Origin of the sequence: Actinomadura decatromicini (assembly GCF_008121305.1) — a bacterium.
GTDB classification, from domain to species: domain Bacteria; phylum Actinomycetota; class Actinomycetes; order Streptosporangiales; family Streptosporangiaceae; genus Spirillospora; species Spirillospora syzygii.
In genome coordinates, this window is record NZ_VSRQ01000015.1 from 37,986 (window position 1) to 64,577 (window position 26,592).

Annotated in this window: 29 protein-coding genes; 10 read left to right on the top strand and 19 right to left on the bottom strand. The window is 71.1% G+C overall.

Annotated features, from left to right (window positions below):
• Nucleotides 1-2: 2 nt before the first annotated feature.
• The 7 genes from FXF68_RS41270 to FXF68_RS41300 all read right to left on the bottom strand — a co-directional run bounded on the left by FXF68_RS41270 (nucleotide 3) and on the right by FXF68_RS41300 (nucleotide 5,817).
• Nucleotides 3-1,109, bottom strand: a complete 1,107-nt coding sequence (locus FXF68_RS41270; protein ID WP_148768283.1) for a hypothetical protein — start codon at nucleotides 1,107-1,109, stop codon at nucleotides 3-5.
• Nucleotides 1,106-2,002, bottom strand: coding sequence for a hypothetical protein (locus FXF68_RS41275; RefSeq protein ID WP_148768284.1), 897 nt, complete (start codon nucleotides 2,000-2,002; stop codon nucleotides 1,106-1,108). The genes FXF68_RS41270 and FXF68_RS41275 overlap by 4 nt, the downstream gene beginning before the upstream one ends.
• A 100-nt stretch (nucleotides 2,003-2,102) precedes the next feature.
• The gene (locus FXF68_RS41280; protein WP_148768285.1) at nucleotides 2,103-2,702 is read right to left on the bottom strand and encodes a class I SAM-dependent methyltransferase; all 600 of its coding nucleotides are present in this window, start codon (nucleotides 2,700-2,702) and stop codon (nucleotides 2,103-2,105) included.
• Between the two features lie 13 nt (nucleotides 2,703-2,715).
• Nucleotides 2,716-3,105, bottom strand: a complete 390-nt coding sequence (locus FXF68_RS41285) for a VOC family protein (protein ID WP_148768286.1) — start codon at nucleotides 3,103-3,105, stop codon at nucleotides 2,716-2,718.
• Nucleotides 3,106-3,154: 49 nt separating this feature from the next.
• The gene (locus FXF68_RS41290) at nucleotides 3,155-4,021 is read right to left on the bottom strand and encodes an NAD(P)-dependent oxidoreductase (RefSeq protein ID WP_148768287.1); all 867 of its coding nucleotides are present in this window, start codon (nucleotides 4,019-4,021) and stop codon (nucleotides 3,155-3,157) included.
• A gap of 184 nt (nucleotides 4,022-4,205) precedes the next feature.
• Nucleotides 4,206-5,303: a phosphotransferase enzyme family protein gene (locus FXF68_RS41295; RefSeq protein WP_222870345.1), complete on the bottom strand. Its 1,098-nt coding sequence runs from the start codon at nucleotides 5,301-5,303 to the stop codon at nucleotides 4,206-4,208.
• A gap of 112 nt (nucleotides 5,304-5,415) precedes the next feature.
• On the bottom strand, nucleotides 5,416-5,817 hold the full coding sequence (locus tag FXF68_RS41300; protein WP_148768288.1) for a nitroreductase family deazaflavin-dependent oxidoreductase: 402 nt from the start codon (nucleotides 5,815-5,817) through the stop codon (nucleotides 5,416-5,418).
• Nucleotides 5,818-5,954: 137 nt separating this feature from the next.
• Between FXF68_RS41300 and paaI the strand changes: the two genes are divergently transcribed.
• A complete protein-coding gene (paaI, locus tag FXF68_RS41305; protein WP_342787238.1) occupies nucleotides 5,955-6,404 on the top strand; it encodes a hydroxyphenylacetyl-CoA thioesterase PaaI in 450 nt (149 codons plus the stop codon).
• Nucleotides 6,405-6,463: 59 nt separating this feature from the next.
• Here paaI and FXF68_RS41310 read toward each other — a convergent pair whose 3' ends face one another.
• Nucleotides 6,464-7,330 carry a helix-turn-helix domain-containing protein gene (locus tag FXF68_RS41310; protein WP_067891989.1) on the bottom strand — a complete coding sequence of 289 codons (867 nt, stop codon included), beginning with the start codon at nucleotides 7,328-7,330 and terminating at the stop codon, nucleotides 6,464-6,466.
• Nucleotides 7,331-7,993: 663 nt separating this feature from the next.
• On the opposite strand from FXF68_RS41310, the gene FXF68_RS41315 reads away from it, so the two are divergent.
• The gene (locus FXF68_RS41315) at nucleotides 7,994-8,302 is read left to right on the top strand and encodes a hypothetical protein (RefSeq protein WP_148768289.1); all 309 of its coding nucleotides are present in this window, start codon (nucleotides 7,994-7,996) and stop codon (nucleotides 8,300-8,302) included.
• Between the two features lie 120 nt (nucleotides 8,303-8,422).
• Here FXF68_RS41315 and FXF68_RS41320 read toward each other — a convergent pair whose 3' ends face one another.
• The 3 genes from FXF68_RS41320 to FXF68_RS41330 are packed head-to-tail and all read right to left on the bottom strand — an operon-like array spanning nucleotide 8,423 to nucleotide 10,946.
• Nucleotides 8,423-9,217: an ABC transporter permease gene (locus FXF68_RS41320; protein WP_148768290.1), complete on the bottom strand. Its 795-nt coding sequence runs from the start codon at nucleotides 9,215-9,217 to the stop codon at nucleotides 8,423-8,425.
• Complete coding sequence (locus tag FXF68_RS41325) at nucleotides 9,214-9,990, bottom strand: ABC transporter permease (RefSeq protein ID WP_148768291.1); 777 nt, start codon at nucleotides 9,988-9,990, stop codon at nucleotides 9,214-9,216. Before FXF68_RS41325 ends, FXF68_RS41320 begins: the two co-directional genes overlap by 4 nt.
• Entirely contained in the window at nucleotides 9,987-10,946 is a 960-nt protein-coding gene (locus tag FXF68_RS41330; RefSeq protein ID WP_148768292.1) for an ABC transporter ATP-binding protein, read from the bottom strand. The genes FXF68_RS41325 and FXF68_RS41330 overlap by 4 nt, the downstream gene beginning before the upstream one ends.
• Before the next feature lie 144 nt (nucleotides 10,947-11,090).
• Here FXF68_RS41330 and FXF68_RS41335 point away from each other — a divergent pair, with 144 nt between their 5' ends.
• Nucleotides 11,091-12,221, top strand: coding sequence for a sensor histidine kinase (locus tag FXF68_RS41335; protein WP_222870346.1), 1,131 nt, complete (start codon nucleotides 11,091-11,093; stop codon nucleotides 12,219-12,221).
• A gap of 7 nt (nucleotides 12,222-12,228) precedes the next feature.
• Nucleotides 12,229-12,885, top strand: a complete 657-nt coding sequence (locus FXF68_RS41340) for a response regulator transcription factor (protein WP_187438378.1) — start codon at nucleotides 12,229-12,231, stop codon at nucleotides 12,883-12,885.
• 667 nt (nucleotides 12,886-13,552) lie between these two features.
• Here FXF68_RS41340 and FXF68_RS41345 read toward each other — a convergent pair.
• On the bottom strand, nucleotides 13,553-14,458 hold the full coding sequence (locus FXF68_RS41345) for a TIGR03620 family F420-dependent LLM class oxidoreductase (RefSeq protein WP_148768293.1): 906 nt from the start codon (nucleotides 14,456-14,458) through the stop codon (nucleotides 13,553-13,555).
• A gap of 84 nt (nucleotides 14,459-14,542) precedes the next feature.
• Here FXF68_RS41345 and FXF68_RS41350 point away from each other — a divergent pair, with 84 nt between their 5' ends.
• A complete protein-coding gene (locus FXF68_RS41350) occupies nucleotides 14,543-15,250 on the top strand; it encodes a TetR/AcrR family transcriptional regulator (RefSeq protein WP_148768294.1) in 708 nt (235 codons plus the stop codon).
• Nucleotides 15,251-15,312: 62 nt separating this feature from the next.
• Here the strand turns inward: FXF68_RS41350 and FXF68_RS41355 are convergent, their stop codons facing one another.
• The 3 genes from FXF68_RS41355 to FXF68_RS41365 all read right to left on the bottom strand — a co-directional run bounded on the left by FXF68_RS41355 (nucleotide 15,313) and on the right by FXF68_RS41365 (nucleotide 19,004).
• Nucleotides 15,313-16,215, bottom strand: coding sequence for a hypothetical protein (locus FXF68_RS41355; protein ID WP_148768295.1), 903 nt, complete (start codon nucleotides 16,213-16,215; stop codon nucleotides 15,313-15,315).
• A gap of 129 nt (nucleotides 16,216-16,344) precedes the next feature.
• A complete protein-coding gene (locus FXF68_RS41360; protein ID WP_148768296.1) occupies nucleotides 16,345-17,568 on the bottom strand; it encodes a cytochrome P450 in 1,224 nt (407 codons plus the stop codon).
• Nucleotides 17,569-17,720: 152 nt separating this feature from the next.
• Entirely contained in the window at nucleotides 17,721-19,004 is a 1,284-nt protein-coding gene (locus FXF68_RS41365; protein WP_148768297.1) for a citrate synthase, read from the bottom strand.
• 128 nt (nucleotides 19,005-19,132) lie between these two features.
• On the opposite strand from FXF68_RS41365, the gene FXF68_RS41370 reads away from it, so the two are divergent.
• Nucleotides 19,133-19,795, top strand: a complete 663-nt coding sequence (locus tag FXF68_RS41370) for a thiaminase II/PqqC family protein (RefSeq protein ID WP_148768298.1) — start codon at nucleotides 19,133-19,135, stop codon at nucleotides 19,793-19,795.
• 4 nt (nucleotides 19,796-19,799) lie between these two features.
• On the opposite strand, the gene FXF68_RS41375 is transcribed toward FXF68_RS41370, so the two are convergent.
• Together FXF68_RS41375 and FXF68_RS41380 are read right to left on the bottom strand one after the other, a co-directional pair.
• Nucleotides 19,800-20,702 (bottom strand): serine/threonine-protein kinase, encoded by a 903-nt coding sequence (locus FXF68_RS41375; RefSeq protein WP_148768299.1) that lies wholly within the window; start codon nucleotides 20,700-20,702, stop codon nucleotides 19,800-19,802.
• A 76-nt stretch (nucleotides 20,703-20,778) separates the two neighbouring features.
• The gene (locus tag FXF68_RS41380) at nucleotides 20,779-21,717 is read right to left on the bottom strand and encodes an aldo/keto reductase (RefSeq protein WP_148768300.1); all 939 of its coding nucleotides are present in this window, start codon (nucleotides 21,715-21,717) and stop codon (nucleotides 20,779-20,781) included.
• Between the two features lie 170 nt (nucleotides 21,718-21,887).
• Between FXF68_RS41380 and FXF68_RS41385 the strand changes: the two genes are divergently transcribed.
• The 3 genes from FXF68_RS41385 to FXF68_RS41395 all read left to right on the top strand — a co-directional run bounded on the left by FXF68_RS41385 (nucleotide 21,888) and on the right by FXF68_RS41395 (nucleotide 24,068).
• On the top strand, nucleotides 21,888-22,679 hold the full coding sequence (locus FXF68_RS41385) for a hypothetical protein (RefSeq protein WP_148768301.1): 792 nt from the start codon (nucleotides 21,888-21,890) through the stop codon (nucleotides 22,677-22,679).
• Between the two features lie 472 nt (nucleotides 22,680-23,151).
• Nucleotides 23,152-23,565 (top strand): VOC family protein, encoded by a 414-nt coding sequence (locus FXF68_RS41390; protein WP_148768302.1) that lies wholly within the window; start codon nucleotides 23,152-23,154, stop codon nucleotides 23,563-23,565.
• A 29-nt stretch (nucleotides 23,566-23,594) separates the two neighbouring features.
• On the top strand, nucleotides 23,595-24,068 hold the full coding sequence (locus FXF68_RS41395; protein WP_148768303.1) for a nitroreductase family deazaflavin-dependent oxidoreductase: 474 nt from the start codon (nucleotides 23,595-23,597) through the stop codon (nucleotides 24,066-24,068).
• Nucleotides 24,069-24,310: 242 nt separating this feature from the next.
• On the opposite strand, the gene FXF68_RS41400 is transcribed toward FXF68_RS41395, so the two are convergent.
• Together FXF68_RS41400 and FXF68_RS41405 are read right to left on the bottom strand one after the other, a co-directional pair.
• Entirely contained in the window at nucleotides 24,311-24,748 is a 438-nt protein-coding gene (locus tag FXF68_RS41400; protein WP_148768304.1) for a VOC family protein, read from the bottom strand.
• A 1-nt stretch (nucleotide 24,749) separates the two neighbouring features.
• Nucleotides 24,750-25,334: a DinB family protein gene (locus FXF68_RS41405; RefSeq protein ID WP_148768305.1), complete on the bottom strand. Its 585-nt coding sequence runs from the start codon at nucleotides 25,332-25,334 to the stop codon at nucleotides 24,750-24,752.
• A 61-nt stretch (nucleotides 25,335-25,395) separates the two neighbouring features.
• Between FXF68_RS41405 and FXF68_RS41410 the strand changes: the two genes are divergently transcribed.
• Nucleotides 25,396-26,355 carry a helix-turn-helix transcriptional regulator gene (locus FXF68_RS41410; protein ID WP_148768306.1) on the top strand — a complete coding sequence of 320 codons (960 nt, stop codon included), beginning with the start codon at nucleotides 25,396-25,398 and terminating at the stop codon, nucleotides 26,353-26,355.
• Nucleotides 26,356-26,592: the final 237 nt, after the last annotated feature.

Here is a 26,592-nt window from a genome sequence, read left to right on the forward strand (position 1 = left end):
GATCACGCGACCCCGCCCAGCTTCCCGCCGAGGGCTTCGGCGCGCAGCCGCGCCGCCGCCCGGAGCTGCTCGGCCGTCTCCGCCAGGTCGTCGGACGGCGGCAGCGACCCGTCGGCCAGCGCGAGCGCGGCGCCGATCGTGTCGACGCCGCCGAGGTCGTCGCGGACGGACCGGCCGAGCGCGCCCGTCCGGCCGCAGGCGCGCGCCTCGTCCCGGCAGAACAGCGCCATCTCGCAGCCGGACATGCAGTCGGGCGCGTACCGGGCCTCGACCGCGCGGACCGACGCCGCCAGCTCCTCGCCCGGCTCGAACGACAGGTCGGCGGGCAGCTCCGCGAGGATGTCGTCGACGCGGACCAGCCGCGCGAGCTGCCGCTCCAGGACGGCGAGCTGCGGCCGCACGTCCAGCGGCGTCGCGGTCGGACGGTTGGAGAAGTTCTCCGGGCAGACGAGGAACACGTCGTGCGAGACGCGCGCCGGGTCGTGCCCCAGGTCGGCGACCAGGCGGCGCAGCGCCAGCACGTACACCGCCGACTGCCGGGCCGCCGCGGCGACCTGCTCCGGCTCGGCCTGCCCGTCCACGACCGCGAACGACTTGATCTCGATGACGTGCAGCCGTCCGGCGAGCTGGAACGCGAGGACGTCGGGCTCCAGGTAGGCGGGATGCCCGGCGATCTCCAGCCGGAGCAGCGGATGGTCGAACAGCGTCCCGTCGCCGGACTCCAGCGCCTGGGCGACGAGCCGCCGCGTGCGCGAGTGGCGCAGCTCGCGGGCGTCGTTGCCCGCGACCGACTCCAGGTCGTCGTAGGCGACCTCGGGGACGGTGAGGCCGAGCCGGTCGCGCAGCAGCGCCAGCAGCTCGGCGCAGCCGTCGGCCTTGACCTGCGCCTCGAACGCGTTCCCGCGGGTGATCGCGAACTGCGACTGGCCGAACGGCGCCGGGAAGCCGAGCGCCCGCGCCACCGCGTCCTTGTCGACGGCCGCCGCGTCCATGACGCCGCGCCGCGCGCAGCCGGGGTTGGACGTCAGCGCGGCGATCGTGCGGGCGTCGTGGTTGCGCGGGGGCGCGCCGCCGCGCAGCCGGGACAGGTCCGGCGCGGTCTCGGTCATCCGTCGGTCTCTCTGTCGTGGGCCGTGTCGGGTGCTGCGTTGCGGGCGGCGGGACGCCCGGACTCGCGGACGGCCCGCAGGCGGCTGCCGAACAGCCGTTCCGCGTCGTCCAGCCGGTCGCGGGCGCGGCGCGCGGCGGACTCGCGGCGGCGCAGGTCGCGGTCGCGGTGCACGTCCAGTTCGGCGCGGGCCGCCGCGGCGAGCGCCGCCGGGTCGACCGTACCGACCGTACCGGTCGCGGCGCCGGGGATCGTGGACGCGAACCGCCACAGCAGCCGCCGCGCGTCGGGCGACGGCGTCCCGCGCTCCGCGTGCTCCGCGAGCCGGATCGCGGACGTCAGGAAGTCGGCGCGCGGGCTCAGCGGCCCGACGATCCGCCGCTCCAGCGGCCACGTGCTCACGGTGAGCAGCCCGCGCGCGGGCGCGAGCATGTCGGCGGTGAGCGCGGCGCACAGGTAGTACGGGCGGGCGTAGGGCGCGGTGCGGAACGAGCGCTCCTCGTCGCGGCGCAGGCTCGCCAGCCGGTGCCCGGGGATCTCGCCGGGGAAGAACGCGGCGTACACCGTCCCGATGAGCTTCGGCGCGGCCGGGGCGCCGAGCAGCGTCAGCGCCTGGTGCACCTGCTCGCGGACGGGCTGCAGCCCGCGCCGGTCCTCGTTCCGGGACGCGGCGGCCGGTGCGGTCGCCAGTGCGGGGGCGGGGGCGGGGGCGGTCGCGGGGGCGTCGCCGAGGACGGCGTCGTCCCACGCGCGCTCGGCGTCGCGGAGCGCGGCGCGCAGCCCGCGCGCCTCGTCCCGGTCGCCCGCCGCCATCGCCCGGCGCACCGCGGCGCGCAGCTCGGTGATGCGCGCCTCCAGCTCGTCGGGGGTCGGAACGCCGGGGGAGCGGAACATGCGGCAGACAGTACCGGAGCTTCCAGACAATTCCAGGGTTCTCCAGTTTCGCGACGCCCCGGCGGCCGAAAGGGCCGCCATTCGGGACGTCCCGCCGGAGTCAGCGCGGTTTGCGCCACACGATGGAATAGCGCCAGAGCAGATGCTTCTGGAAGACGGCGCCCGGCAGGAGCCGCAGCGCCTCCTCGCGGACCTCGCGCCACGTCATGTCCGGATCGGCGACCGGGGCGTCCGGGCTGCCCGCCCGCCGCCGGTTCCGCAGCCGGTGGAAATGGTGCGCCGGGACGCCCGCCACCGCGTACGCCCAGTCGCGGGCGCCTTTGTTGTTCGCCAGGCTGATGACCACGAGCGTGCCGCCGGGCGCGACCGCGTCCCGCATCGCCGACAGGCCCTTCGCGAAGTCCATGTGGTGGATCGCGGCGACGCTGCACACGAAGTCGTAGTGGTCTTCGGGCAGGTCGTACTCCAGGAGCCCGGACTCGACGAAGTCGACGTTGCCGATCCCGGCGCTCAGCGTCTTCGCCTTGAGGATCATGTCCGGCGACCGGTCGATCCCGGTGACGTGCGCGGCGCGCGGCGCCATCCGGCGGACGAGCAGGCCGTCGCCGCAGCCGACGTCCAGCGCCTCACCGCAGCCGCGCGGCATGCCGCGCAGGACGATGCCGTGGTAGTGGGTGTTGTGGTTCCAGTAGTCGGTCATCGTCTCCGCCGGGTCAGGAGCGTGGATCGCGACGCATGGGATGGTCGTCCGGAACCTCCACGATAACGATGCGCACGCCGTCCGGGTCCTCGGTCCACATCTCGACGAGCCCCCACGGCTCCAGCTTCGGCTCCCGCGTGACGCGCGCCCCCGCCGCGGCGAGCCGCACGTGCTCCGCGCGGACGTCCCTGACCTGCAACCAGATCATCGGGGACGATCCCGTCTCGCCCGTCCCGTGCCCCGACACCTCCAGGAAGCCGGGCCCGAGGAAGAACACGAGGCCGGGCGAGTCGGCCGGGCCGAACTCGCGGTACACCGCGAGGCCCAGCACGTCGCGGTAGAAGCGTTGCGTGCGCGCCGCGTCGGCGGGACGCAGCAGGATGCGGCTGCTCAGTACGTCCATGCCCGCCACCCTCGCATGCGCCGCCGGACGGCCGCGCCTCGCGTGCCGGTCACGCGGGGAAGCTCGCGCGGTAGGTGGCCGCCATGTCCTCGTCGCCGTGCCCCTGCTCGATGACGCGGCGGAACCGCTCGCCCGCCGCGTCGTTGACGTCCACCCGGATGCCCGCGCTCTCGGCCGCGTCGTGGATCAGCCGCGTGTTCTTCTCCGCGTTGTCGACGGCGAAGCTCGGCGAGAAGTCCCCGGCGAGCATCGCCTTCATCTTCATCTGCAGGTAGACGCTGTCGAGCGGGCCGCCGGTGAGGACGTCCCCGAGCAGCGACGGGTCGAGCCCGAGGCCCTTCGCCAGCGCGACCGACTCGGCCACCACGGCGGTCAGCGAGATCGCGTAGCTCACCGCGGCGAGCTTCAGCTTGGTGCCCGCGCCGGACGCGCCGTCGCCGTCCAGCCAGAGGGTCCGGGAGCCGACCGCGTCGAACAGCGGGTCGAGGACGGCGCGCGCGTCCGGCGGCCCGGCCGCGAGGACGATCAGCTTCCCCTGCTCGGCGGGCTGCCGCGTCCCCTGGACGGGCGCGTCGACGAACACCACCCCGTGCTCGGCGGCGAACTCGGCGAGCACCGGCACGGACGCGACGCCGACCGTCCCCATCTGAGCCCACACCTGGCCGCGGCGCAGCGCCCCCGCCGCGTCGCCGAGGACGGACAGCGCCGTGTCGCCGTCGTTCAGCATCGTGATGACGACGTCGGCGTCGACCACCGCCTCGCCGGGGGAGTCCGCCACCGCCGCGCCGTCGGCGGCCAGGGGCTCGGCCCGCGACCGCGTGCGGTTCCACACCGTCACCTGGTTCCCGTGCTTGAGCAGGTTGCGGGCCATCGCCGCGCCCATGATCCCGGTGCCGAGAACGGCCACTTCCGTCATGATCACCCTCCTTTTGGATCGTATGGTACAGAAACACTCCGCCCCTCAACGCCTACCCAGCGAACGTGTCCTCCTTGCCTCCGAGCGCGCCTGGACTCGCCGCGGCCTCCGGACCGCCGGGACTCGCCTTGATCTCGGAACCCGCCTGGACTCGTTACAGCTCCGTGCACGCCAGGGTTCGCCCCTAGCCGTAGGCGGGGCTGTCGCCGGGAGCGTCGGTGAACGCGGCCGTGTACGGCGCGGCGAACGCGTCGAGGGTGCGGTCGAGATTCGCCGACCACCACGCGACGAGGGCGGCGGAACCGCGCTCGCCGTCGTCGCCGTGCTCGCCGCCGTCCCCGAGGTAGCGGTTCCGCAGCGCCGCCACGTCGCACAGCCGCTCCCACCACTCGCGGTGCACCGCCGCCTGGATCTGCCCGGTGTCCAGCGGGAACGCCGACCGGTGCCCGCGGACGAACGCCGCCACCCGGTCGAGGTCGAGGCCCCGCTCGTCGTCGCACGCGAACAGCCGCGCCGCCGACCGCACCACCTCGCCCGCGACCGGGCCGGTGGTCAGCCCGTCCCAGCCGAGGACGGCCGTCACGTTGCCGGACCCGCCGTAGCGCAGGTGCCCCGCGTCGAACGCGCCGTGCAGATGCCCGACCGTGCTGACCTCGATCTCCGGCGGCTGGTGCCCGGCGAACTCGGCGAGCAGGGCGCGCCGCTCCCGCAGCCGCCGCGCGGTGAGCGCGTCGAAGTCGGTGCCGTCGCCGGCGCCGGGGACGTCCCGCAGCATCTCCTCGACGGCGGCGGCCGCGGCCGCGGCGCGCGGCGTCGGCACGAGCAGGCTCTGCTGCACCGGCGGCGTCAGCCGGTCGAGGGCCTCGTGCAGGCGGCCGAGCAGCTCGCCGAGCGCCTCGCACTGGCCGAACGTCAGCTCCAGGCCGCCGCGCCCGCGCCCGCCGACCCACGGGTACAGGACGTACCCGCGCCCGGCGGCGGTGACCAGCGTCCGGCCGACGCGCGCGGGCAGCGGCGCGAGGACGGGCAGGCCCTCCTCGTCCAGCGCCGCCGTGACGGCGTGCTGGAACAGGACGCGGCGGCGGTCGGGCCGGTCGTGCTCGCGCAGGAAGTACTCCCCGGTCGCCGTCCGGACGCGCCAGGACCGGCGGCCGGACCCGCCGTGCAGCGGGTCCGCGCCGCCGGCCGCGCCGATCTCCCAGCGCCCGAGCAGCCGCGGCGGCGGTCCGGTGTCGGCGCTCTGCTCCGCGCCCCGCTCTTCGGCGCTGTGTGACGTCGGCACCTCGGCACCTCGGCTGCGTCGGACGGACGATGGTCGAAAGGATGTTCTACGTCGACGCTACACGTCCCGTCCCGCACCGCAAAAGGGAATCGCGAAAGGGGCCGGCGCTCGGTCAGACCCTTTCGAGGATGACCACGGGAATCTGCCGGTCCGTCTTCTTCTGGTATTCGTCGTAGTCGGGCCAGACCGCGGCCATCTTCCGCCACAGCGCGGGCTTCTCGTCAGGTCCCGCGACCCGCGCGTGGGCCGTGAACCGGTCGTCCTTCACCTGGACCTTCACCTGCGGGTCGGCCTCGATGTTCTTGAACCAGAGCGGGTCGTCCTCGGCGCCGCCCTTGGACGCCACGATGACGTAGGCGTCGCCGTCCGGCTGGTAGATGAGCGGGGTCGTGTGCTCCTTGCCGGTGCGGCGTCCCTTGGTGGTGAGCAGCAGCGTCACCGTCCCGTTCCAGTCGTGCCCCTCCGCGCCGTCGGTCTCCTGGTAGCGCGCGACGTGCTCTTTCCCGTACAGCATCGGTCTCTCCTCGGCGTTGACGTTGGCCCGGCTCGGGGCCGGCCGCGCGACGCGGCGGCCGTCCGCATAACCTCCGGACGCCCGATGACCTTCCCCGCCGAGCGCCGCTGATTCCGGGCCGTCATTACCCTGGGCGCGTGGACGCGGCAGAGACGGCGCGGCGATGCGCCGAGACGATGTACGCGCGGGACAAGGTGGCGCAGGACCTGTCCATGCGGGTGACCGAGATAGCGCCCGGACGGGCGTCCCTGCGGATGACGGTCGGCGACGCCATGGTGAACGGCCACGACATCGCGCACGGCGGGTACGTGTTCCTGCTGGCCGACTCCGCGTTCGCCTACGCGTGCAACACCCATGACAGCGTGACGGTCGCCGCGTCCGCCGACATCGTGTTCGTCGCGCCCGCCCGCGCGGGGGACGTCCTGGAGGCGACCGCCGTCGAGCGCGTCCGCTACGGCCGCAGCGGGATCTACGACGTGACGGTGCGGCGCGTTCCGGACGGCGCGGTCATCGCGGAGTTCCGCGGCGGCGGCCGCAGCCGCGACCAGCGCGTCCTCGACGAACCCCAGGCGCCCGCGCGGGACTGACGCCGCACGCTCGGGCGAGGTTGACGCCCGCCGTACGGGCGGGCGTCACGGGCGGCGGGTCAGAGGTCGCGGAGGGCGCGGGTCAGGTGGTCGGCGGTGGCGTCGGGGCGCGCCGCCGTGACGCACAGGTTGTTCATGGCGCGCATGTAGGTGTCGACGTCGGTCGGCTTGTCGAGGTAGAGCGCGCTGGTGAGCTGCTCCAGGTACACGACGTCGGACAGGCCCGGCTCGGCGAAGCGCAGGATCGTGAACGGCCCGCCCGCGGCGGCGTGCCCGCCCGCGCCGAACGGCACGATCTGCAGCGTCACGTTGGGCAGCTCCGACACCTCGATGAGGTGCTCGATCTGGCGGCGCAGCACGGCCCGCCCGCCGAGGGGGCGGCGGATGACGGCCTCGTCCACGACGGCCCACAGCGTCGGCGCGCCGGGGGAGGTGAACCGCTCCTGCCGGGTCCGGCGGAGCAGGACGCGCCGCTCGACCTCCTCCTCGGAGGCGTCCGGGAAGCCCAGGCGCACGACGGCGCGGGCGTAGTCCTCGGTCTGGAGCAGCCCGGGGACGAACTGCAGCTCGTAGGTGCGCAGCAGGGACGCCGCCTCCTCCAAGCCGAGGTAGACCTCGAACCAGCTCGGCAGCACGTCGCCGTACCGGTGCCACCAGCCGGGGGTGTTGGCCTCCTTCGCGAGCTGCAGCAGCGGCGCCCGCTCGGCGGGGTCGGACACCCCGTACAGCGTCAGGAGGTCGGAGACGTCGCGCTCCTTGAAACCGACCCGGCCGAGCTCCATCCGGCTGATCTTGGAGTGCGAGCCGCGGATCTCGTAGCCGGCCTGCTCGGTGGAGATGCCGCGCGCCTCGCGCAGCCGACGCAGCTGGGCGCCGAGCAGAATGCGCAGGACGGTCGGACCGCCGCGCCGGGGATAATCGATCAGCCGTCCGGCCGGATCACCTTCGGACGGAGGTGTTGGGGCAGCGGAATCCTGGGCCAAGGGGTCACCAGCCAGTCGAAGGGTCTGCTCGTAGGACGGAGAGGCACCGACCCATGTTAGAGGATCCCGCACCGTTTTTGGGAAGCGCGGAAAATGCTTCCGCATGAAAACATCCGGTACGGGTCGGCCGGGTGAGGTTCGCGTGGTGTTGGTGTGGTGATCGTCGGCCGTTCCCGGGCGAAGGGCGGCGCGGCGATCGCGGAGACGGCCGATGACCAGTGCTGTCGGTGGCGTAATGGCTCCGCAGCGTGGTTCGGTCACTATGCGTGAGTACCTCCCGGTGTCAATTCCGGGCCGGGCCGCACCGCCGTCGGCGGGCCAATTGGGGACGGTTCCACCGCGCCGGCGCGGCCAATCGGACGGAACATTCCCGCCGGTCGGTATGGCCCGCGAATGACGGCCGCCGGGCATTCCGGTGAATTCGCGGTTCGGCGCCGCCGGGGTTGTCCCGGATCTTCGTGACGAAGCTCTCGTCGGATCGGGGTGATGTTCGGGACGCGCGTGGCGTTGATAAGGCAGAGGGGCGATCGGTGACGGGCCGCCGCCGCGGCGGGGACCGACCGCCGCCGCCGCTCACGCAACGAAGCGAACAGCACTGGGGGGATCATGAACGCGACCCGAGAGCGACCGGAGATCCGGTTCCTCACCTCGGGGGACGTCACGGCGCACGAGCGCGGGGCGGCGGAGCGCGCCGTCCGGGACGCGCTGGCCGGAGCGCGCAACGTCACGTCCGTCAAGGTCACGCTCAGCGTCGTGGCCGACCCGTCGCTGCCGCGCCCGGCGCTCGCCCAGGCCGTCGTCGACCTCGACGGCCGCCGCGTCCGCGCCCAGGCCGCCGCGCGGCGCATCGACGAGGCCATCGACATGCTCCGTGAACGCCTGGCGATCCGGACGTACGCGCTGCGCACCGGCTGACCCGGCACGACACGTCCGACGGCGGCGCCCCGATCCCGGGACGCCGCCGTCTTTCCGTTCCGCGGGCGGGCCTCACGCTCCAGCCCGGACCAGGACGGGACTCGCGTCCCAGCGCTCGGCTCAGGCGTCGCGGCGGCGCAGGACGGCGGCCGCCAGGACGAGCGGCACGACCGCGTACGCCGCGAGCAGCGCCGCCGCCGCTCCCGGCGGGAGCAGGTCGCCGTAGATGGAGTCCTCCGCGTCGCGTCCGGCGATCCGCGCGGGCAGGCCGCCGATCATCACCGAGCCGAGCCGCTCGTTCCACGGTCCCGGCAGGTGGTACACCAGCAGCGGCAGGACGTGCCACGCGAACACCAGCGAGACGATCGAGCCCGCGGCCGAGCGCAGCAGCGCGCCGAGCGCGAGGCCGAGCAGCGCGTACACCGCCGGCGTCGCGCCGACGACGGCGAAGCCGGGCAGCTCGTGCGCGAGGGACGCGCCCTGGTCCGCGAACCGCCGGTCGCCGACGACGAGCCGCGTCCCGGCGAGCGAGCCGACGGTCACCGCCTCGCCCGCGACCAGCGCGACCGTCCCGACGACGACGGCCTTGGCGGCGAGGAGCACGCCGCGCGGCGGCACCGCCGTGAACGTGGTGCGGATCATGCCGGTCCGGTACTCGGGCGTGATCGCCAGCACGCCGAGGACACCGACGCCCGGGCCCGCCGCCCAGCCGCCCGTCTCCTGCAGGGGACGCAGCTCGAACCTCGCCCGATCCGCGGCGGACAGGCCGTCCCATGCGTGCGCCACCTGGACGCTCAGCAGCAGGACGAGCCCGAGCGTCAGGGCCGTCGCCGTCAGCACCCAGTACGTCGACCGGACCGAACGGAGCTTCCACCATTCGGCCGCGACGGCGTCCGCCGCCCCGCGCCCGTTCAAGCGTCCCTGCGCACGAACGAGAACGCGCCCACCGCCAGCGCGACCGCCGCGTACACCGCCATCAGCACGGCCGCGACCGGCGCCGAGAGGACGCCGTCGCCGCCGGACGTCCCGGGCGCCGCCGCGATCTGGCCGGGCAGCGCCTCCGGCAGCAACGACCAGGCGCGGTCGTCCCATGGCGACGGCAGCAGCCGCGTCAGGACCGGCACCGCGATCAGCAGCCCCAGCATGGACGCGATCGTCGCCGCGGTCGACCGGAGCACCGCGCCCACCCCGTACGTGATCAGCGTCAGCGACGCCGCCGCCAGCCCGACCCACAGCAGATGCGCCGCCGTCGCGCCCGCCGGACCGTGGAACGTGGCCGGCGCCCGGTCGCCCACGACCGCCTTCCCGCCGAGGAACCCGGCGGCGAGGCTCGTCAGCGCCGCCGCGAGCATGGTGCCTCCGGCCACCCCCGCCTTCGCGGTGAACAGGGGCAGCCGGCGCGGCAGCGCGGTGAGGCTCGTCCGGTGCAAGCCGGTCGCATACTCCGACGTCAGCGTCAGCGCCCCGAGGACCACGGCGCACACCGGCAGCGTGACGGCCAGCGGTTGGTCCGGGGGAGCCGCCTCGGCACGCGATCGCTCGGCCGCCGGCAGGCCGTCCCAGTAGTGCCCCACGTACCAGGAGTAGAGGACGCAGAGCAGCATGAACGCCCCGACCGCACCGAAGACGGCCGCGGTCGAACGGACCGTCCGGAGCTTGTACCACTCCGCCGCGAGCGCGTCGATCATGACGTCCTCCTTGCGGTGGCCTCGGTGGTGGGCTTCGTTTCGGCTGCGGCGGTGAACTCGGCGTCGCCGGAGGTCAGCTCCATGTACGCCTCCTCCAGCGAGGCGCTGTGCGGCGTCACCTCGTGCAGTGGGATGCCCTTCGCGGCGGCCATGTCGCCGATGGCGGCGACGTCCAGCCCGCCGACCGTCAGCCTGCCGCCGTCCGCCGGGCCGCCGGGGGCGGGCTCGACGCTGCCGCCCGCCGCCTCCAGCACCTCGGTCAGCTCCGCCGGACGCGGCGTCCGGACGAGCACCCCGCGCCCGAACCGCTCCGCCAGCTCGCGCACGGACGTGTCCGCGATCAGGCGTCCGCGGCCGATGACGATCAGCCGGTCTGCGGTCAGCTCCATCTCGCTCATCAGATGGCTGGAGATCAGCACGGTCCGGCCCTCGGCGGCGAGCGCCCGCATCAGCTCCCGGATCCAGCGGACGCCGTCCGGGTCGAGGCCGTTCACCGGCTCGTCGAACATGAGCACGCCGGGGTCGCCGAGCAGGGCCGCCGCGATCCCGAGCCGCTGCCGCATGCCGAGCGAGAACCCGGCGACACGCTTGCGCGCCACGCCCGCCAGGCCGACCTGTTCGAGGACCTCCGCCACCCGCCGCGCCGGGATGCCGTTGCTGCGCGCCAGCCAGCCGAGATGGTCGAACGCCCGGCGCCCGCCGTGCACGGCGCCCGCGTCCAGCAGCGCGCCGACCTCCCGCATCGGCCGCCGCAGCGCCGCGTACCGGCCGCCGTTCACCAGCGCCTCTCCGGACGTCGCCGCGTCCAGCCCGAGCAGGACGCGCATCGTCGTCGACTTCCCCGCGCCGTTCGGACCGAGGAAGCCGGTCACCGTCCCGGGCCTGACGGCGAAGGACAGCCGGTCCACCGCCGTCGTCGCGCCGTAGCGCTTGGTCAGCTCGCGTACTTCGATCATGCGGTCGACCCTCGTACGGGACGCCTTCGCCGCACATCGGATCGGGGGCGGGACTCGCCCGTCGGAGCATGCTCCGAGACCGTCCCGCCCGCGTCGGACCCTGGTATGAGGCGGCGGTTCCGGGCGTCCGGATAACGTCGTGACGTGGACGAACCCGACCCGCGCTCCTTCGCCCCGTGGCCGGACGAGCGTCCGCTGATCGGCCTGGACGCGGTCGCCGCAGTGCTGTGCACCCTCGCGCTGCTGGTCCTCCCCGGCGAGACGGGCGTTTCGGCGCTCGTCGCCCTTCCCGTCGCGGCGGCGACCGGGCTGCCGCTCGCGGCGCGGCGGGTGTGGCCGGTTCCGGTGTTCGCCGTCGTGCTCGCCGCCTCGACCGCGTCGCTGCCGCTCGACCTGCCGTGGGACTCCTACGTCGCCGCCGGGTTCGCCCTCTACCCGGTCGCGCTCACCCGCCGCCGGCGGCGCTGGATCCCGACGCCGCTCATCGGAATCGTCAGTGCAGTCCTCATCTTCGCCGGCGGGATCGCCGGGCCCGCCGACTGGCACGCGGAGACCGCCGGCCGGGTGCTGATGGGGCTCGCGGTGCTCGGCGCGTCCTGGACGCTCGGACGGGTCGTCCGCGAGCGCCGCGCGCAGACCGCGCGGTCCGCCCGCCAGCTCGCCGACCAGGCCGTCTCGGACGAACGGCTCCGCATCGCCCGCGAACTCCACGACGTCGTCGCGCACAGCATGAGCCTCATCGCGGTCAAAGCCGGGGTCGCGGTGCACGTCGCAGAGGCCCGGCCGGAGGAGGCCGTCGACGCCCTCCGGGTGATCGAGACGACGAGCCGCGCGTCCCTCGCCGAGATGCGCCACCTGCTCGGCGTGCTCCGGACCGGCGAGCCCGACCTCGCGCCGTCCCCGGGCCTGTCCGGCCTGCCGGGCCTCGCGGAGCGCGCCGCGATGGCCGGTGTGCACGTCGACCTGGAGGTGGACGCGGCCGGCCTCCCCGAAGGCGTCGAACTGTCCGCCTACCGGATCGTGCAGGAGGCCGTCACCAACGTCGTCAAGCACGCCGCCCCCGCCCGTTGCCGCGTCCGCGTCCGGGTGGACGGGCTGCGGGTGCGGATCGACGTGACCGACGACGGGCCGGGCGTCCGCGTCCTCCCCGGTGGGGACGGGCATGGACTCATCGGGATGCGCGAGCGCGTCATGATGTACGGCGGCGACTTCACCGCCGGGCCGCGTCCCGAGGGAGGCTTCGCCGTGTCCGCCGCCTTCGCCTACGAGCCCTAGGAGCCCCGTGGATCTGCGCGTCCTCGTCGCCGATGACCAGGCACTCGTGCGGGGCAGCTTCCGCGTCCTCGTCGACACCGCGCCCGGGCTGCGCACCGTCGGTGAGGCCGGGACCGGGGCAGATGCCGTCCGGCTCGCCGAACGCGAACGGCCCGACGTCGTCCTCATGGACGTCCGGATGCCCGAGATGGACGGCATCGAGGCGACCCGGCGCATCTGCTCCGACGTGCCCGGCGTCCGCGTCCTGATCCTCACCACCTTCGACCTGGACGCCTACGTCTACTCCGCGCTCCGCGCCGGGGCCAGCGGCTTCCTCCTCAAGGACACCCCGCCCGCCGACCTCCTCTCCGCCGTCCGCGTCGTTGCCTCCGGCGAGTCGCTCCTCGCTCCCTCGGTGACCCGGCGGCTGATCGCCGAGTTCGTCCGGCGCCCCGGACCGGCTCCGGACGCGCCGCCCGACCTCGGCGCCCTGACGGACCGCGAACGCGAGGTCCTCACGCTCATCGCCCGCGGCCTCTCCAACACCGAACTCGCCGCGCATCTGCACCTGAGCCCGGCGACCGTGAAGACGCACATCGGCCACCTCCTGTCCAAACTCCAGGCCCGCGACCGCGCCCAACTGGTGATAGCCGCCTACGAATCCCGCCTAATCCACCCGCGGTAACCACCCGCGAACCAGCCTCCGCAGGACAGCCCAGCCCCGAGGGACAGCAGAGTCCCGAGCCACGGAAAACGCCAGTTCCGCAGGCTATGAACAACTGGTCGAGTCCGCCCTGCAAAAGGACGACAGGGCCCGGCCCTATGGGAAGAGATAGTGACTCATAGGCGGACAGTTAGAGCTGGCCTATGAGTCGACGGCGAGGCTCCATCATGGAAAGGCCGATGGACTAAGGAGGTGGTCTGTCCTGAAGAGCGGCGGACTTTGGACTCCGGAGGTCCAGCTTCTGATAGGACGGCAAAGGCTAGCCTGTGAGAAGAGGGCGAATTCTGACGTGCTCTAGGAGGACGAAGGCTGGCTTATGAGAGGTTTGAGAGGGTTTGGCCTGTGAAGGGCCGACGACGGTTCGAGCTATGAAAAGGACGGCGAAGGTTCAGGCTGCGAATGGACGGCCAAGCTCGCTGGCCACGAGGGGAGGGCGATGGCCCGGGCTGCGGAAGGAAAGCGAATGCTCGTGCCCTGAGAAGACGGCGCAGGTTCGGGCTGTGAAGGGACAGTAGGGTCCGCGGGCCGCGGTAGGGGGCGGAGGCTCGGGCTGCGAGAGGAGGGCGAAGGGCCGAGCTATCAAAGGAGGTCGGAGGCACGGGGTGCGAAAATGCGATCACGGCTCGGGCTATGAAAGAACAGCGGGGGCTAGGCGCTCGAATTGGTCGGCGGACGAGCTCGGGTCGGGTGCGAAGACGCTGAGGCACACATGGTCGGCCCCGGCGTCCAGGTGGTCCTGGATTCGCTTGGCGATCGCGGCTTCGTCGCCCCAGCCGTAGCAGGCGTCGATGACTTCGTCCGAACCGCCGCCGGCCAGTGCTTCGTCCGAGTAGCCGAGGCCCTTGAGCGCGCGTGTGTACGGTGAGCCCGGCATTTCGAGCATCCGCGTCTGCCGTGCCGCCCCGCGTGCCTTCTCCGGATCCGTCTCAAGAATCACGCCCTGAAGAACGATCAGCAGCTTGTCATCTCCGAGCCTTTCTCTCGCCAGCCTGGTGTGCTCGACCGGCATGGCGGCGGGCAGCGCGCCGTCGGCGCGGTCCCTGGCCAGGCCCTGCATCTTCGGCCCGAGGGCCGCCAGCAGCCGCGGGAACGGAGTCTCCGGGACGGGCGCCGCGTCGACCGCAGCGTCCATTCCGTCGAGGTATTCACGCATTCGGTTGAGCGGACTCGTCCATTCCTGCCCGCTCTGCTCGACGAGCGCGCCCATGCTGACGCCGATTCCGAGCGCGAGTCGTCCCGGATACGCGTCGGCCAGCACGGAGGCGGCGCCCTGCATGGCGGCGGGATGCCGCGCCCACAGATTCGCGATGGACGATCCGAACACGATGCTGTCGGTCGCCGCCAGCATCACGCTCAACTGGGTGAACACCTCCCGCCCCCCGATCGCCTCGTTCACCCAGATCGATCCGTAACCGGCGTCCTCCACCCGCCGGGCGGCGCGCCGCCACTCCTCCGCCGGTGCGATCGGTGTGGTGAGCGTGGCACCGACCCTGCCCAGCCTGCTTCGCATCTCGTCAACCGCCGTGACCGTCATCGGTCCTCCTATACTCGGAACGGACAACCCGCTTAGCGACGTTACCGGAACGATCGCCCCGTTTGTCAAACCCGAGGAGACCCGATGAGCGGACAGCCCCGGCGCGCCGACGCGCGCCGCAACCGCGAGCGGATCCTCCAGGCCGCGTTCGAGGCGTTCGCCGCCGACGGACACCTCGTCCCGCTGGACGACATAGCCCGCCGAGCCGGAGTCGGGCCTGGGACGGTCTACCGAAACTTCCCCACCAAGGAAGCCCTCTTCCACACCGTCATCACCGAGCGCATCGCCCAGATGGTGGACGAGGCCCAGGCCCTAGCCGACGCGGACGATCCCGCAGACGCCTTTCAGGGCTTTCTGCTGTGGGCCGTCGAACGCGCGATGTTCAACCACGCGCTCTGCGACGCCCTCGCAGCCGACATCGGCACCTTCAACGTGAACGGCCTGGACGAGAGGTTCACCGCGGCCCTAGACGTCCTCCTGCGCCGTGCCCAAGAAGCCGGAGCCGTACGTGCGGACGTGGACGTCCGCGATGTACGAGCCCTCATGGTCGGCACCATGCTGATGGAGCGCCTGCGCCGCCAGGACTCCCCGCCCGGCCGCATGACCTCCCTCGCCTTCGACGCCCTCCGCCCCGTAACGAAACAAAACGAAACTGAACCAGAGCCCCGTAACGAAACTCGCTGCGAAATGTGCGAGACCCCCATCACCCGCGCCTCCACCGGCCGCCCACCCCGCTACTGCAGCCCGTCCTGCCGCCAGAAGGCCCACCGCCGCCGCGCGACCCACGCATGACCCCGACATCACCCAGTCGGCCGAGTTGATTCATCAGGGTGGGCTGGTCAGGGTGAGATGAGTCAGGTGGGGAACGGCTGGTCGGGGTCGTGGGTGAGGACTTCGTGCAGGATCGGCGGGACTTCGTCCCATAGCCACTCGTTCAGCGTGCCGGGGAAGCCCGCGGGCGGGGCGATGCCCAGTCGCCCCGGCGCGGGTTCGGTCAGGCGGACGAGGACGGGCCCGTCGTCCCAGACCGGGTCGAGGCTTCCCCAGTACGCGGCGAAGTCCAGGCTCGTGAGGAGCAGCTCGTCCGGGACGGTGTGCACACCCGGATGCCGGGCCAGGGGCAGCAGCCGCTGCGCGGTCGTCCGGACGAGGTTGAGCGCTGCGATCCCGTGCGGGCAGGCCGCTCCCGTGATCTCCAGTTCGGGCAGGCCGAATTGGCGCAGGCCGCGGCTCGCCAGATCGACGCAGGCGCAGCCGTCGATGTCGTCCTCGTCGGCGGCGCACCTGCCGGAGTCGCGGTAGGGCGGTAACGAGGCGCCGATCCAGTTGTCCGCCAAGATGAACTCGTCGAAGCGTCCGAAGGGGGCGATCGGCGAGACCTCGTTGGAGGCGAGGTCCACCAGGACGCCGCACACCGATTCGGCGATCACCGTCGCCGTGGCGCGGGCGAGGTGCGGACCGGACGGAAGGTCCCCGACCGGCAGGACGGACGTCACGCCGATGTGCCGCGTGGCGGCCTCGGCCCGCTCCGCGTCGTCGTCCTCCTCGGCGGCCACGTCGTCGAGGTTCCATGGCGAGTCGGCGGCGCGGTGGCTGGTCACGACGAGGCCGGGAGTGCCGAGGCGCAGCGAGACCGCCTCGGCGAACGGCGCGGGAAGCCGACGCCGGATCGTGGTGCGCAGGTCGTCGAGGTCCCGGTCGGCGGCGACGACGAAGCCGGTGGTCGTCTCCTCGGGAACCGTGATGGTGACGGGCATTGCGGCCTCCTCGGGCCTTGAACCGGCAGGTGTCGACAAGCATCGAGGAGCGCCGCCCGCGGCGGCCACACATTCGCCGCCTGTGGATAACCGCCCGAGAAATGGCGGCGAATGTCGGACTTGAGGTGATTAGAACGCGCAGGGCACCGATCGGATGCCGTGGATGAAGCTGGTGCGTTGCCTGACCGGGGCGTCCGTCGCGTGGAGATTCGGCAGGCGCGTGTACAGCTCTCGCAGCAGGACTGTCACCTCACGGCGTGCGAGGTGCGCGCCGAGGCAGAAATGCGGTCCCGGTGCTCCGAAACCGAGGTGTGGGTTCGGGGAGCGTGTGATGTCGAATACGTACGGGTCCTTGAAGACGTTCTCGTCCCGGTTGGCCGAGTTGTAGTAAAGGATGACGCGATCACCCGTCCGGTACACCTGGCCCTGCAGTTCGTAGTCGCGGGTCAGGGTTCGGCGCATCCAGGTCACCGGTGTGGCGTAGCGGACGATCTCCTCGACGGCGCCGGGCAGGCGTGCGTCCAAGTCGGCCAGGAGCAGGTCCCTCTGGACGGGGTGCTCGGTGAGCAGGACGAGGGCGTGCGAGAGCGCGTTGCGAGTGGTCTCGTTGCCGGCGATGACGAGCAGGGAGAAGAACCGTCCAAGGTCACGGTCGTCGAGGGCCTCGCCGTCCACGTTCGCGTGGGTCAGCGCGGTGACGAGGTCGTCGGCCGGTTGCTCGCGACGGAGCCTGCCGAGGTCGGCCATGAGCCCGTGCAGGTAGGAGAACTTCTCGGCCAGGCTCGTCGCGCGGTTCTTGCCGTCCCCGTCGCGGTGGTCGGGGTCGCCGACGGCGAGGATGAGGTTCGTGGCGTCGATGACGTCGTCGAACTCGGACTCGGGGATGCCCATCATGGAGCAGATGATCTGGAGGGGCATCGGCGTCGCGACGTGCTCCACGAAGTCGCACGGGCCCCGCTCGGCGAGATCCTCCACGATGTGGCGTGCGAGTGACGCGACGTCTCCGGAGACCCGCTCGATCAGACGCGGGGTGAAGGAACGGGAGACGATCCGCCGCAGCCGTGCGTGTCGCGGATCGTCCATGCTGATCAGGGAGCCGCTGTACTCGGCCATTTGCGTGGACGGGTCGATCGGGCTGACCGCGGTGGGTTGGGAGCTGAACACCCCTGGATTGCGGCTGGCCTCGGCTACCTGCTCGTACCGGGTCAGGGCATAAAAGCCGGGTTCGCCCGGGACGGGGCAGAAGATGCGCTCCTGCGTGGCCCGGAGCGAGGCGAACAACTCGTCCCGCTCGGCTTGTGATTTCGCCCAGAAATCAAGGTTCGACAGCTTCTGCTCTACAAGGGAGGGCATGTGTGGGAGCCGCCTTCCGTTGGGAGTCGCCGTCCTCAGGCTAACTCCGGCGTCCACGGAACGCGATCAAAAGCGGGCGGGCACCGAGACCCGCCCGCTCTAACCAGCGTGCTATTTCCGCTTGCTCCAGCCGTCGAAAAGAAGAAAACCGGTCAGCGCGCGGTGGGCTCCACATAGTGGCGCTCGACCGGGCCCACGTAGACCTGACGCGGACGCCCGATCTTGGTGGACGAGTCGTTCATCATCTCCCGCCACTGCGCGATCCACCCCGGGAGCCGGCCCAGGGCGAACAGGACGGTGAACATGTTGGTGGGGAAGCCCATCGCCTTGTAGATGACGCCGGTGTAGAAGTCGACGTTCGGGTAGAGCTTGCGCTCGACGAAGTAGTCGTCGCTGAGGGCGACCTCCTCCAGGCGCATCGCCAGGTCCAGCAGCGGGTCCGACTTGCCGAGCGCGTCCAGGACCTTGCCCGTCGCCTTCTTCACGACCGCCGCGCGCGGGTCGTAGTTGCGGTAGACGCGGTGCCCGAAGCCCATCAGCTTGACGCCGGGCTCCTTGTTCTTGACGCGCTCGACGAACGAGTCGATGTTGTCGCCGTTCTCATGGATGCGCTCCAGCATCTCCAGCACGGCCTGGTTCGCGCCCCCGTGCAGAGGGCCGAACAGGGCGTCCACCCCTGCGGACACCGAAGAGAACAGATTCGCCTGGCTGGACCCCACCAGCCGCACGGTCGAGGTGGAACAGTTCTGCTCGTGGTCGGCGTGCAGGACGAAAAGCATGTCCAAGACGCGCACGATCTCGGGGTCGATCTCGTACGGCTGCGTCGGGAGGCCGAACGTCATGCGCATGAAGTTCTCCACGTACCCGAGAGAGTTGTCCGGGTAGAGCAGAGGCTGGCCGTTGGACGTCTTGTACGCGTACGCCGCGAGGGTCGGGAGCTTGGCGATGAGCCGGATGCTGGACTGGTCGACCTGTTCAGGGTCGAACGGGTCGAGGCTGTCCTGGTAGAACGTCGACAGTGCGCTGACCGCGGACGACAAGACCGCCATGGGGTGCGCCCTACGCGGGAAGGCGGAGAAGAACGCGCGGAACTTCTCGTCCAGGAGAGTGTGGTTACGGATGCTGCCCGTGAACTCGGAGAGCTGGTCGGACGACGGGAGCTCGCCGTAGATCAGGAGGTAGGCGACTTCGAGGAAGGACGATTTCTCCGCCAGCTCCTCGATCGGATAACCCCGGTAGCGCAGGATGCCCGCCTCACCGTCGATGTAGGTGATGGCCGACGTGGTGGACGCGGTGTTGGTGAAACCCGGATCGAGGGTGACGTGCCCTGTCTCTTTGAGGAGGCTGCCGACGACCAGACCCGAGGGGCCCTCGGTCGACTCGGTCACTTCCAGGGGCATCCGGCCGCCCGCGTGGCCGAGCTCGAAATCCGACATACTCGCTCACTCCCAACTGGGTCCACACCTGCATAGACGTTCCGCTCATCATCGTATCCACGTGATCACAGACGCCGATCTGGGCCTGCCTCGTTGACGGCGGACGGCGAGGGTGCTCCGGTGGAGTCATGACCCATCCCAGCGCCGCGGAACTCGCCGCGCGTGTCCGCGGGGAACTCGCCCGCGCGACGACCGCGAACCGCTTCGTCGACATGCTCGAATCGGGCGACATCCCGAGAGAACGCCTTGCCTGGTTGGCCTGCGAGGAGTACCGCATCGTCGGCAGTGACCGGCGGAGTTTCGCGCTCCTGGCCGCACGCTTTCCCGCAGAGCCGGCGGGTGAGTTCTTCCTCGGACTCGCACAGGGCGAAGGACAGGCGTTGAGGCTCCTCGGCCACTTCGCGGCCGCACTCGGCGAGAGTGAGAAGAATCTCAGGGAGTACGAGCCGAAACCGTTCGCTCAGGCATACCCGGCCTACCTCGCCCAGAGGGCGGCGTTCGGGACCGCCAGTGAAGTCGCCCTCGCCATGCTGGCCAACCTCGAAGAGTGGGGGTCGTACTGCTCCCGCACGGCACGGGCCCTCCAAGCCAACTACGACCTCGATGAGGAGGCAGTGGGCTTTTTCAAGTTCTTCTCCGAGTCGCCGCCCGGTTTCGAGGAGCAGGCGCTGAGCGTCGTCGAATCCGGTCTCGCGGCTGGCGACGACCCAGAGGAGGCGGCCCGCGCGGCCCGCCTGCTGCACGCTTACGAGACCGCCTTCTGGGAGGCCCTTGCCGAAGGACTCTCTTAGCCCTTCACTGCGGCGGCTCGCGTAGCGTCGGCAACTCCGCGGTGACTTCGACCAGTGTCTTCTCTTGGACGCCGATCAGATGTTCCACATCCACGGGCGGCCACTCCTCGCCGTAGTGAGCGTCCAGCAGCGTGGACAGCGCTACCAGGACCTGCTCAGGGGAGGGACGCTCAGCGGGTTCCTTCACCAGGCAGCGCGTCACCAGCCCGCGCATGGGATCCGGCAACCGGGTGAGGTCAGGTGCGCCGTGGACGATTCGCGCGCGGACCTTGTGGTCCGTCCCGAAGGGCGCCGCACCGGTCGCTGCGAAGACGAGGGTCGCGCCAAGGGAGAACACGTCGCTCTCCGAACTGACGGGTTCACCCAGGGCCTGCTCTGGCGACATGTACGCGGGAGTCCCGAGGATCTCCGTGCGCGACAGTGGCAGCGCGTTCAGCGGCCGTGCGATGCCGAAGTCGATGACCCGCGGTCCGTCGGACGCAAGCAGGACGTTCGACGGCTTCAAATCCCTATGCACGATCCCCGCGCGATGGATCGCCAGCAGAGCCTCCGCTAGTCCCGCGCCCAGTCGGCAGGCGGTCTGTTCGCGCAGCGGCCCCTTTTCCCGGACCACCTTGGAGAGGCTCACACCACGGATGTACTGCGTTGCCAGCCAGGGCTGGTCTGCGTCGGGGGCGGCGTCGACGACGGGAGCGGTGTAGAAGCCACTGACCGACTGGGCGGAGGTGACCTCGCGGCGGAATCTGGCACGCCACCTGGGGTCGTCCAGTAGTTCCGGGCGGATGACCTTCACGGCCACAAGTCGTCTGCTGGGAGACGCCCCTAGGAAGACCTCGCCCATCCCTCCGGAACCGAGCCGGGCGACCACGCGATACGGGCCGATCATCTGCGGAAGGTCTGACTGCATGGGCACGGATATCCGATCATGGTGGGGCCGCGCCTAATCGTGCCATGCCCTCGGCTGATCTCCTTACAGGAAAGGCTCACACCCAGGGGAGTTCGCTCCGCTCGGCCCAGTAGACGTCAGGTGGGACGCTCAGGTCGTCCATCAACGCAAGGTCTTCCTCATCGAGGGCCACCTGCGCGGCGGACAGATTCGCTTGCAGTTGCGCGGGACTGACCGCACCGATGAGAACCGTGCCCGCCCACGGCCTGGCGAGTGCGGCGGCCAGCGCGACGGCGTCCGGTCCGACTCCCTTCTGGGACGCCACAGACCGCACAGTCTCGGGTGGTCGCGTTGCGAGCCGTCCGTTGGCCAGCACCTCCTTGAGCAGCACATGTAGGCCCGCGTCATGGGCGTCGCGCAGAGCATCCTCAGCGGACGGCTCAAGGACGTTCCACGTCGATTGAACAGTGCTGAAGAGTCGTTGTCCGGACACTTCCAGCGCCACCGCCCGCCGGATCGTGTCGCGCTGCCCTGGACCCGATGTTGAGAAACCGACGCGGACACCCTCTGCGGCGGCCTCCGCTAGGGCTCCTTGGAGCCGCGTGTCCTCGAACAACGGACTGTCCTCGGTGAGCGAATGCACTTGGTAGACGGACAGGTGGCCGTTGAGAAATGCGCGGGTCTCCTTGTACTGGGCCTGGTAGCGCTCAAGGCTGTGCTCCTTGACCTCGTGCACAGGAGCGTCCATCTTCCATTCGCCGACGTAGGTGTAACCCCATTTGCTCGACACGGTCACTCCGTCAGGGGCGCGTGCGCTCAGCCAGCCGCCGAGGAACTCTTCGGCCCGGCCGTACGATCGAGCCGCGTCCACCCATCGGATGCCGGCGGCGTAGGCCGCGTCCAGGACGTTCCAGGTCGCGTCACACATCTGCGGCACGCTCCGGCTGTTCGGTAGCGCGGCCGCGCGGCCCACGTTGATGTACGCGGGCCGCCCCAGGGCCGCTAGGCCGATCCCAAGTCGCTGTATCGCGTTCATTCCTCCAGCCTGACATGGCCCGTCATCAGGCTCACCCCAGACCGACTTGTCTGAATTGCCGGGTAATTCTCATCGGGTTATCCACAGAATCGAATTCTAATGCTGTGGTCGGGTCCCGTCCGCGAGGCTGAATCGCGTCACCATCTCATCGCGGCAAGAAAGGCACGACAATGCCCGTACAGATCGTCCGTGCCCAATATGGGGCACACCAGTTCGCGGGTTACCTGGGAATCACCCGATGGCAACTGCGCGTCGCCCAGGAGCACGGCATCCTCCCGCGTCCCGACCTCGACGGCGAGCGCTGGTCGGCGGCCCTCGCCGACGAGTGCCGGGGCCGCGGGCGCGGCGAGCAGGTCATCGCCGCCTTCGGCGAGATCCCGCCGATCGGTTCCGCCAAGGCGGCCATCCGGCTGGCAGAGCGGGTGGGGCTCGACGTCGAGCGGCGGGACGTCGAGGTGCTCGCCGCCCAAGGCGAGCTCAACGTCATCAGCACCTTCCGCGGGCACCCGGTCTACCTCCTGAAGGACCTGGACCGGCTCGACCCGGCCTCCGTCCGGTCGGTCGTCGCCGCCCGGAAGGGGCCGCTGATGGAGACGGTGGACGCCGGCGGCGCGGCGACGATCCTCGGCTGGCCGCGCAGGACGTTCGACCGCATCGCCGGCGAGCGCGACCTCCCGATGGACCGGCTCGGCCGGTACGCGCTCGCCGACGTCCAGGCCCTGAGGGCGGACGACAACCTCATGCGCGGAGTCGACGAGGAGAAGCGCCAACTGGCTCTCACCAAGACGCGCCGTTCCGAGATCAGGGTCGAGGACGTCGTGCGCGGCTGGATTCTGCGCTGCTCCGCCTACCTCGACCGCGACGCCGAGGAACCGCCGGACACAGCCCTCCTCAACCGGGCGCTCCGCAACCTGACGAACATCAGGACGGAGCTCGCGAGACATGAACGAAGGACCGCGTAGGCGAATCCTTCCTCGTGCCCAACTCGCCCCTGGATTCCTGCCCCCCATCTTCCGCATGTCAGCCGACCGCCCTGCTCCTCACCTATTTACGAGCAGGACTGGCATCAACCGACGGCAACCCGCAACAGCCTTCAACGAAGAAGATGTCCGCTGAGCGACGAACCGAGCCGACCGGGGTCAACGGGGCGGGACAACCTCCACGGCCGCCTCCAGAACCGTCCCGTGCCTCGACTGACCGCTCTCCTGAGGCCAATGAGGACGCCCATTCGTCCGCCGACGTGTCCACGACCGACGCGGCGACGGGCGACGCGGGCATGGCTGACGCGCGCATGGCCGACGCGGCGACTGGCGATGCGGCCATGGGCGACGTGGGCTCGGCCATCTCCCAGCCCGGGGCTCGTGGGAAAGAGGTGACCAGACCGATCAGGAATCGAGAAGCGTCGGTCGACCAGCCGTAGCTAGCGTGACCTCCATGGACGTCACCATTCACTCCACTTTCCTGCCGCACGACGACCCGGAGGCGGCCCTGGCCTTCTACCGCGACGCCCTCGGGTTCGAGGTGCGCAACGACGTCGGATACGAAGGGATGCGCTGGATCACGGTCGGACCGCCCGGCCAGCCCGGGACCTCCATCGTCCTGCACCCACCGGCCGCCGATCCCGGCATCACCGAAGAGGAGCGCCGCACGATCGCCGAGATGATGGCCAAGGGCACCTACGGGATCATCACCCTGGCCACGGCCGATCTCGACGGCACGTTCGAGCGGCTGCAGGCCAGCGACGCGGCCGAAGTCGTCCAGGAGCCGACCGAGCAGCCCTACGGGATCCGCGACTGCGCCTTCCGCGACCCCGCGGGGAACATGGTCCGCATCAACGAGCTGCGTTGAGGCCCGGCGGAGAGTGAGGAGGTAGGCCAATGGCACGGAAGCAGCACGGCGGCGATCGAGGCGCACGCAAGCCCGGGACGCCCGGGCCGGTGTCCCGATGGATGCAGCAGACGATGAACGCCCGCATGAACCGCAAGATCCGCCGCGGCCGCGGCAAGTTCATGGGGATGGACGTCTTGATCTTGAACACGGTAGGCCGCCGAAGCGGACAGCCCCGGCAGACGCCGGTGGCATGGTTCTCGGACACCGATGACGCGCGGTTGATCGTCGCGTCGGGCGGTGGGAGCCAGAACCCGGACTGGTACGCCAACCTCATGGCGCACCCCGAACAGGCATCGATCGAGCTGCCTGGCCGCGACGCCGTCGGAGTGACGCCGCATCGGCTCGACGGTGCCGACCGCGACGAGGCTTGGCAGCGCATCGCGGCCGCCCAGCCCCGCCTGGCGAAATACCAGAGCAAGTCCGACCGCGTATACCCGGTGATCCGCCTCACGCCAAGGTGACGGAGCCCCGCGACGAACGCACCCACCAGCCTTAAGCGAGCATCCGCCCAGCGAGTCATTTCGGCCGCCCGCTCCATCACCAACCGGCCTGGCTGCCAACCGGGGCCTGCCTGCCAACCGGTCAGTTCGCCAACCGGTCAGTCCGCGAACCCCGCCAACCTGTGAGATGGGAGATTCCAGATGCCTTGATTCCATCAAGACGCCAACGCCCCCGTCAGTGGTGCCAGAAGGCAGGCGCGTGGTCAGTCGAGGCAGAACTCGTTGCCCTCGGGGTCGGTCATCACGATGTGACCGGCTCCCAGCGGGGGAGCGGGCTCGTGCCGCTGGACCCGGACGGCGCCACGCGAGACGAGCCGCTCGGCCTCCGCCTCCAGCGCCGCCATCCGCGAGTCGCCCGCAAGGCCGGGAGCGGCCCGCACGTCGAGGTGCACCCGGTTCTTCGCCTGTTTGCCCTCCAGCACTCGCTGGAAGAACAGCCGTGGTCCGGAGCCCTCCGGATCGACCACCGCTGAAGCGTCGTTGCGCCTCTCGGGCGGCACACCCATGGCGTCAAGCGCCTGCTCCCACGACTCGAAGCCCTGAGGCGGGGCCTGCAACCGGTAGCCGAGCGCCTCGGCCCAGAACGCGGCCAAGGCGGCCGGGTCGCCGCAGTCGAAGGTGATCTGGATTTCGCGCGTCATGTCAGGTCGTCTCCCGTCGGGTCCGCCGGTGAGTGTGCAGGTAGAGGTCGCGAAGCAGGCACACCTCAGCCAGATGATGGATCAGCTCGCGATTGATGTGGAGTACCAACGCCGCCAGCGGACGATCGGCGTACGGTCCTTCCGCCTCCCCACACGGTCGTTCGAGGCCGGTCTCGTCGAGGGACTCGACGCCGGTCAGCCACCTGGCGTATTCCGTATCGAGCTGCGCCAGCGCCGTGGACGCGGTCGTCGCGTACTCAAACGAGTTGTAGTCAGTGGACGCGCGACCGAAATGCGCTGCGTTGCGCATCGCGAGCACGCCCACGATCACGTGTCCGAGACGCCAGGCGATCGTCGTGAACGGCGGCGGATCCGGCTCCGGCACCGCGAAGTCGATGGCCATCGCGCCGGGCCCGCCCTGGACCGGCGCGTCGCCCGTCTCGCGCGGTCGCACGCTCCAGCAGCCGGGCACCGGCTCCCAGAAGTACTCCTCGTTGGTGAGTCCGTCGAGCCGAGGGCGCAACTGCCGGGACCAGTGCCAGGTGAGCTGATCTCGGAGCCGAGGGTTCCAGGTCTGGTCGGTCATGGGCCAAGCCTTCCGCGAATAGCGGACAGGATCGTTCCGTGTTTCGTGGAACGATGGTCGCGTGAGCGTCGAGGCGACCACCGAGCGAGTGCTGCGGCTGCTGGCTCTGCTGCAGCGCCGACCGTCCTGGACCGCCGCCGAACTCGCCACCGAGCTAGGCGTAACCGATCGTTCTGTCCGGCGGGACGTGGAGCGGCTGCGCGCGCTCGGCTACCCCGTCCACGCGACGGCGGGCGTCGGCGGCGGCTACCAGCTCGGCGCGGGGACGCGGCTGCCGCCGCTGCTCCTCGACGACGAGGAGGCGATCGCGACGGCGGTGTCCCTGCGGCTGGCCTCGGGTGGCACGGTCGCCGGTTCGGGCGAGGCGGCCCTGCGGGCGCTCGCGAAGCTCGACCAGGTGATGCCGCCCCGCCTGCGCGCCGAAGTGAGAGCGGTGCACGGCGCCACCGAGACCATGGCCGACCCGGGCGTCGAGATCGACGCGGAGCTGCTGGTGACGCTCGCACGGGCGTGCCGTGACGCCGTTCGGGTCCGGTTCCGATATGCGGCCCGAGACGGCGGCGAACGCGAGCGCACGGTCGAACCGGTGCGGATGGTCGCCACCGGCCGCCGCTGGTACCTGATGGCGTGGGACGTCGACCGGGACGACTGGCGCACCTTCCGGCTGGACCGGATGCGCGAAGCGGTGGCGACGACCTGGCGTTTCCGGGTGCGGGAGCATCCCGATCCCGTCGCCTACGTCCAGCGCTCCGTGACCGAGGCGCCGTACCGGCACCTCGCCCGCGTACGGCTGCACGCCTCGTCCGACCGGGTGCGAGAGCTGATCCCGCCCCAGGTGGGACGTGTCGAGGACGACCGAGACGGGTGGAGCGTACTCGTGGTCGGCGGGGAGGACCTCGACTGGCTCGCCGTCCACGTGGCCCGCCTGGGCTTCGAGGCAGAGATCCTGGAACCCCCAGAACTACGCAAGGCGGCCGCCGCCCTGGCCACGCGCCTCGCGGCCATGGCGGGAACCGACTGAAACAACCGCAGCGCGAGTGGTGGGTCGGGTCCTGAGGGCAACTGCTCGGTCCGGCTATCGCGTGGCCGGGCAGTGCCGGTTCGGTGGAACTGGCTGCCGGGCGCGCGGGTCATGGCGAGTTGGGGCGTGAGGGGGGCAGGGGTGGCAACTGCTCGATGCGGGTTTCGCGTGGCCGGGCGGGTGGCGGCCTCGGTGGAGGTGGCTGCCGTGGCGCGAGGGCCGTTGCAGTGTGCGGGC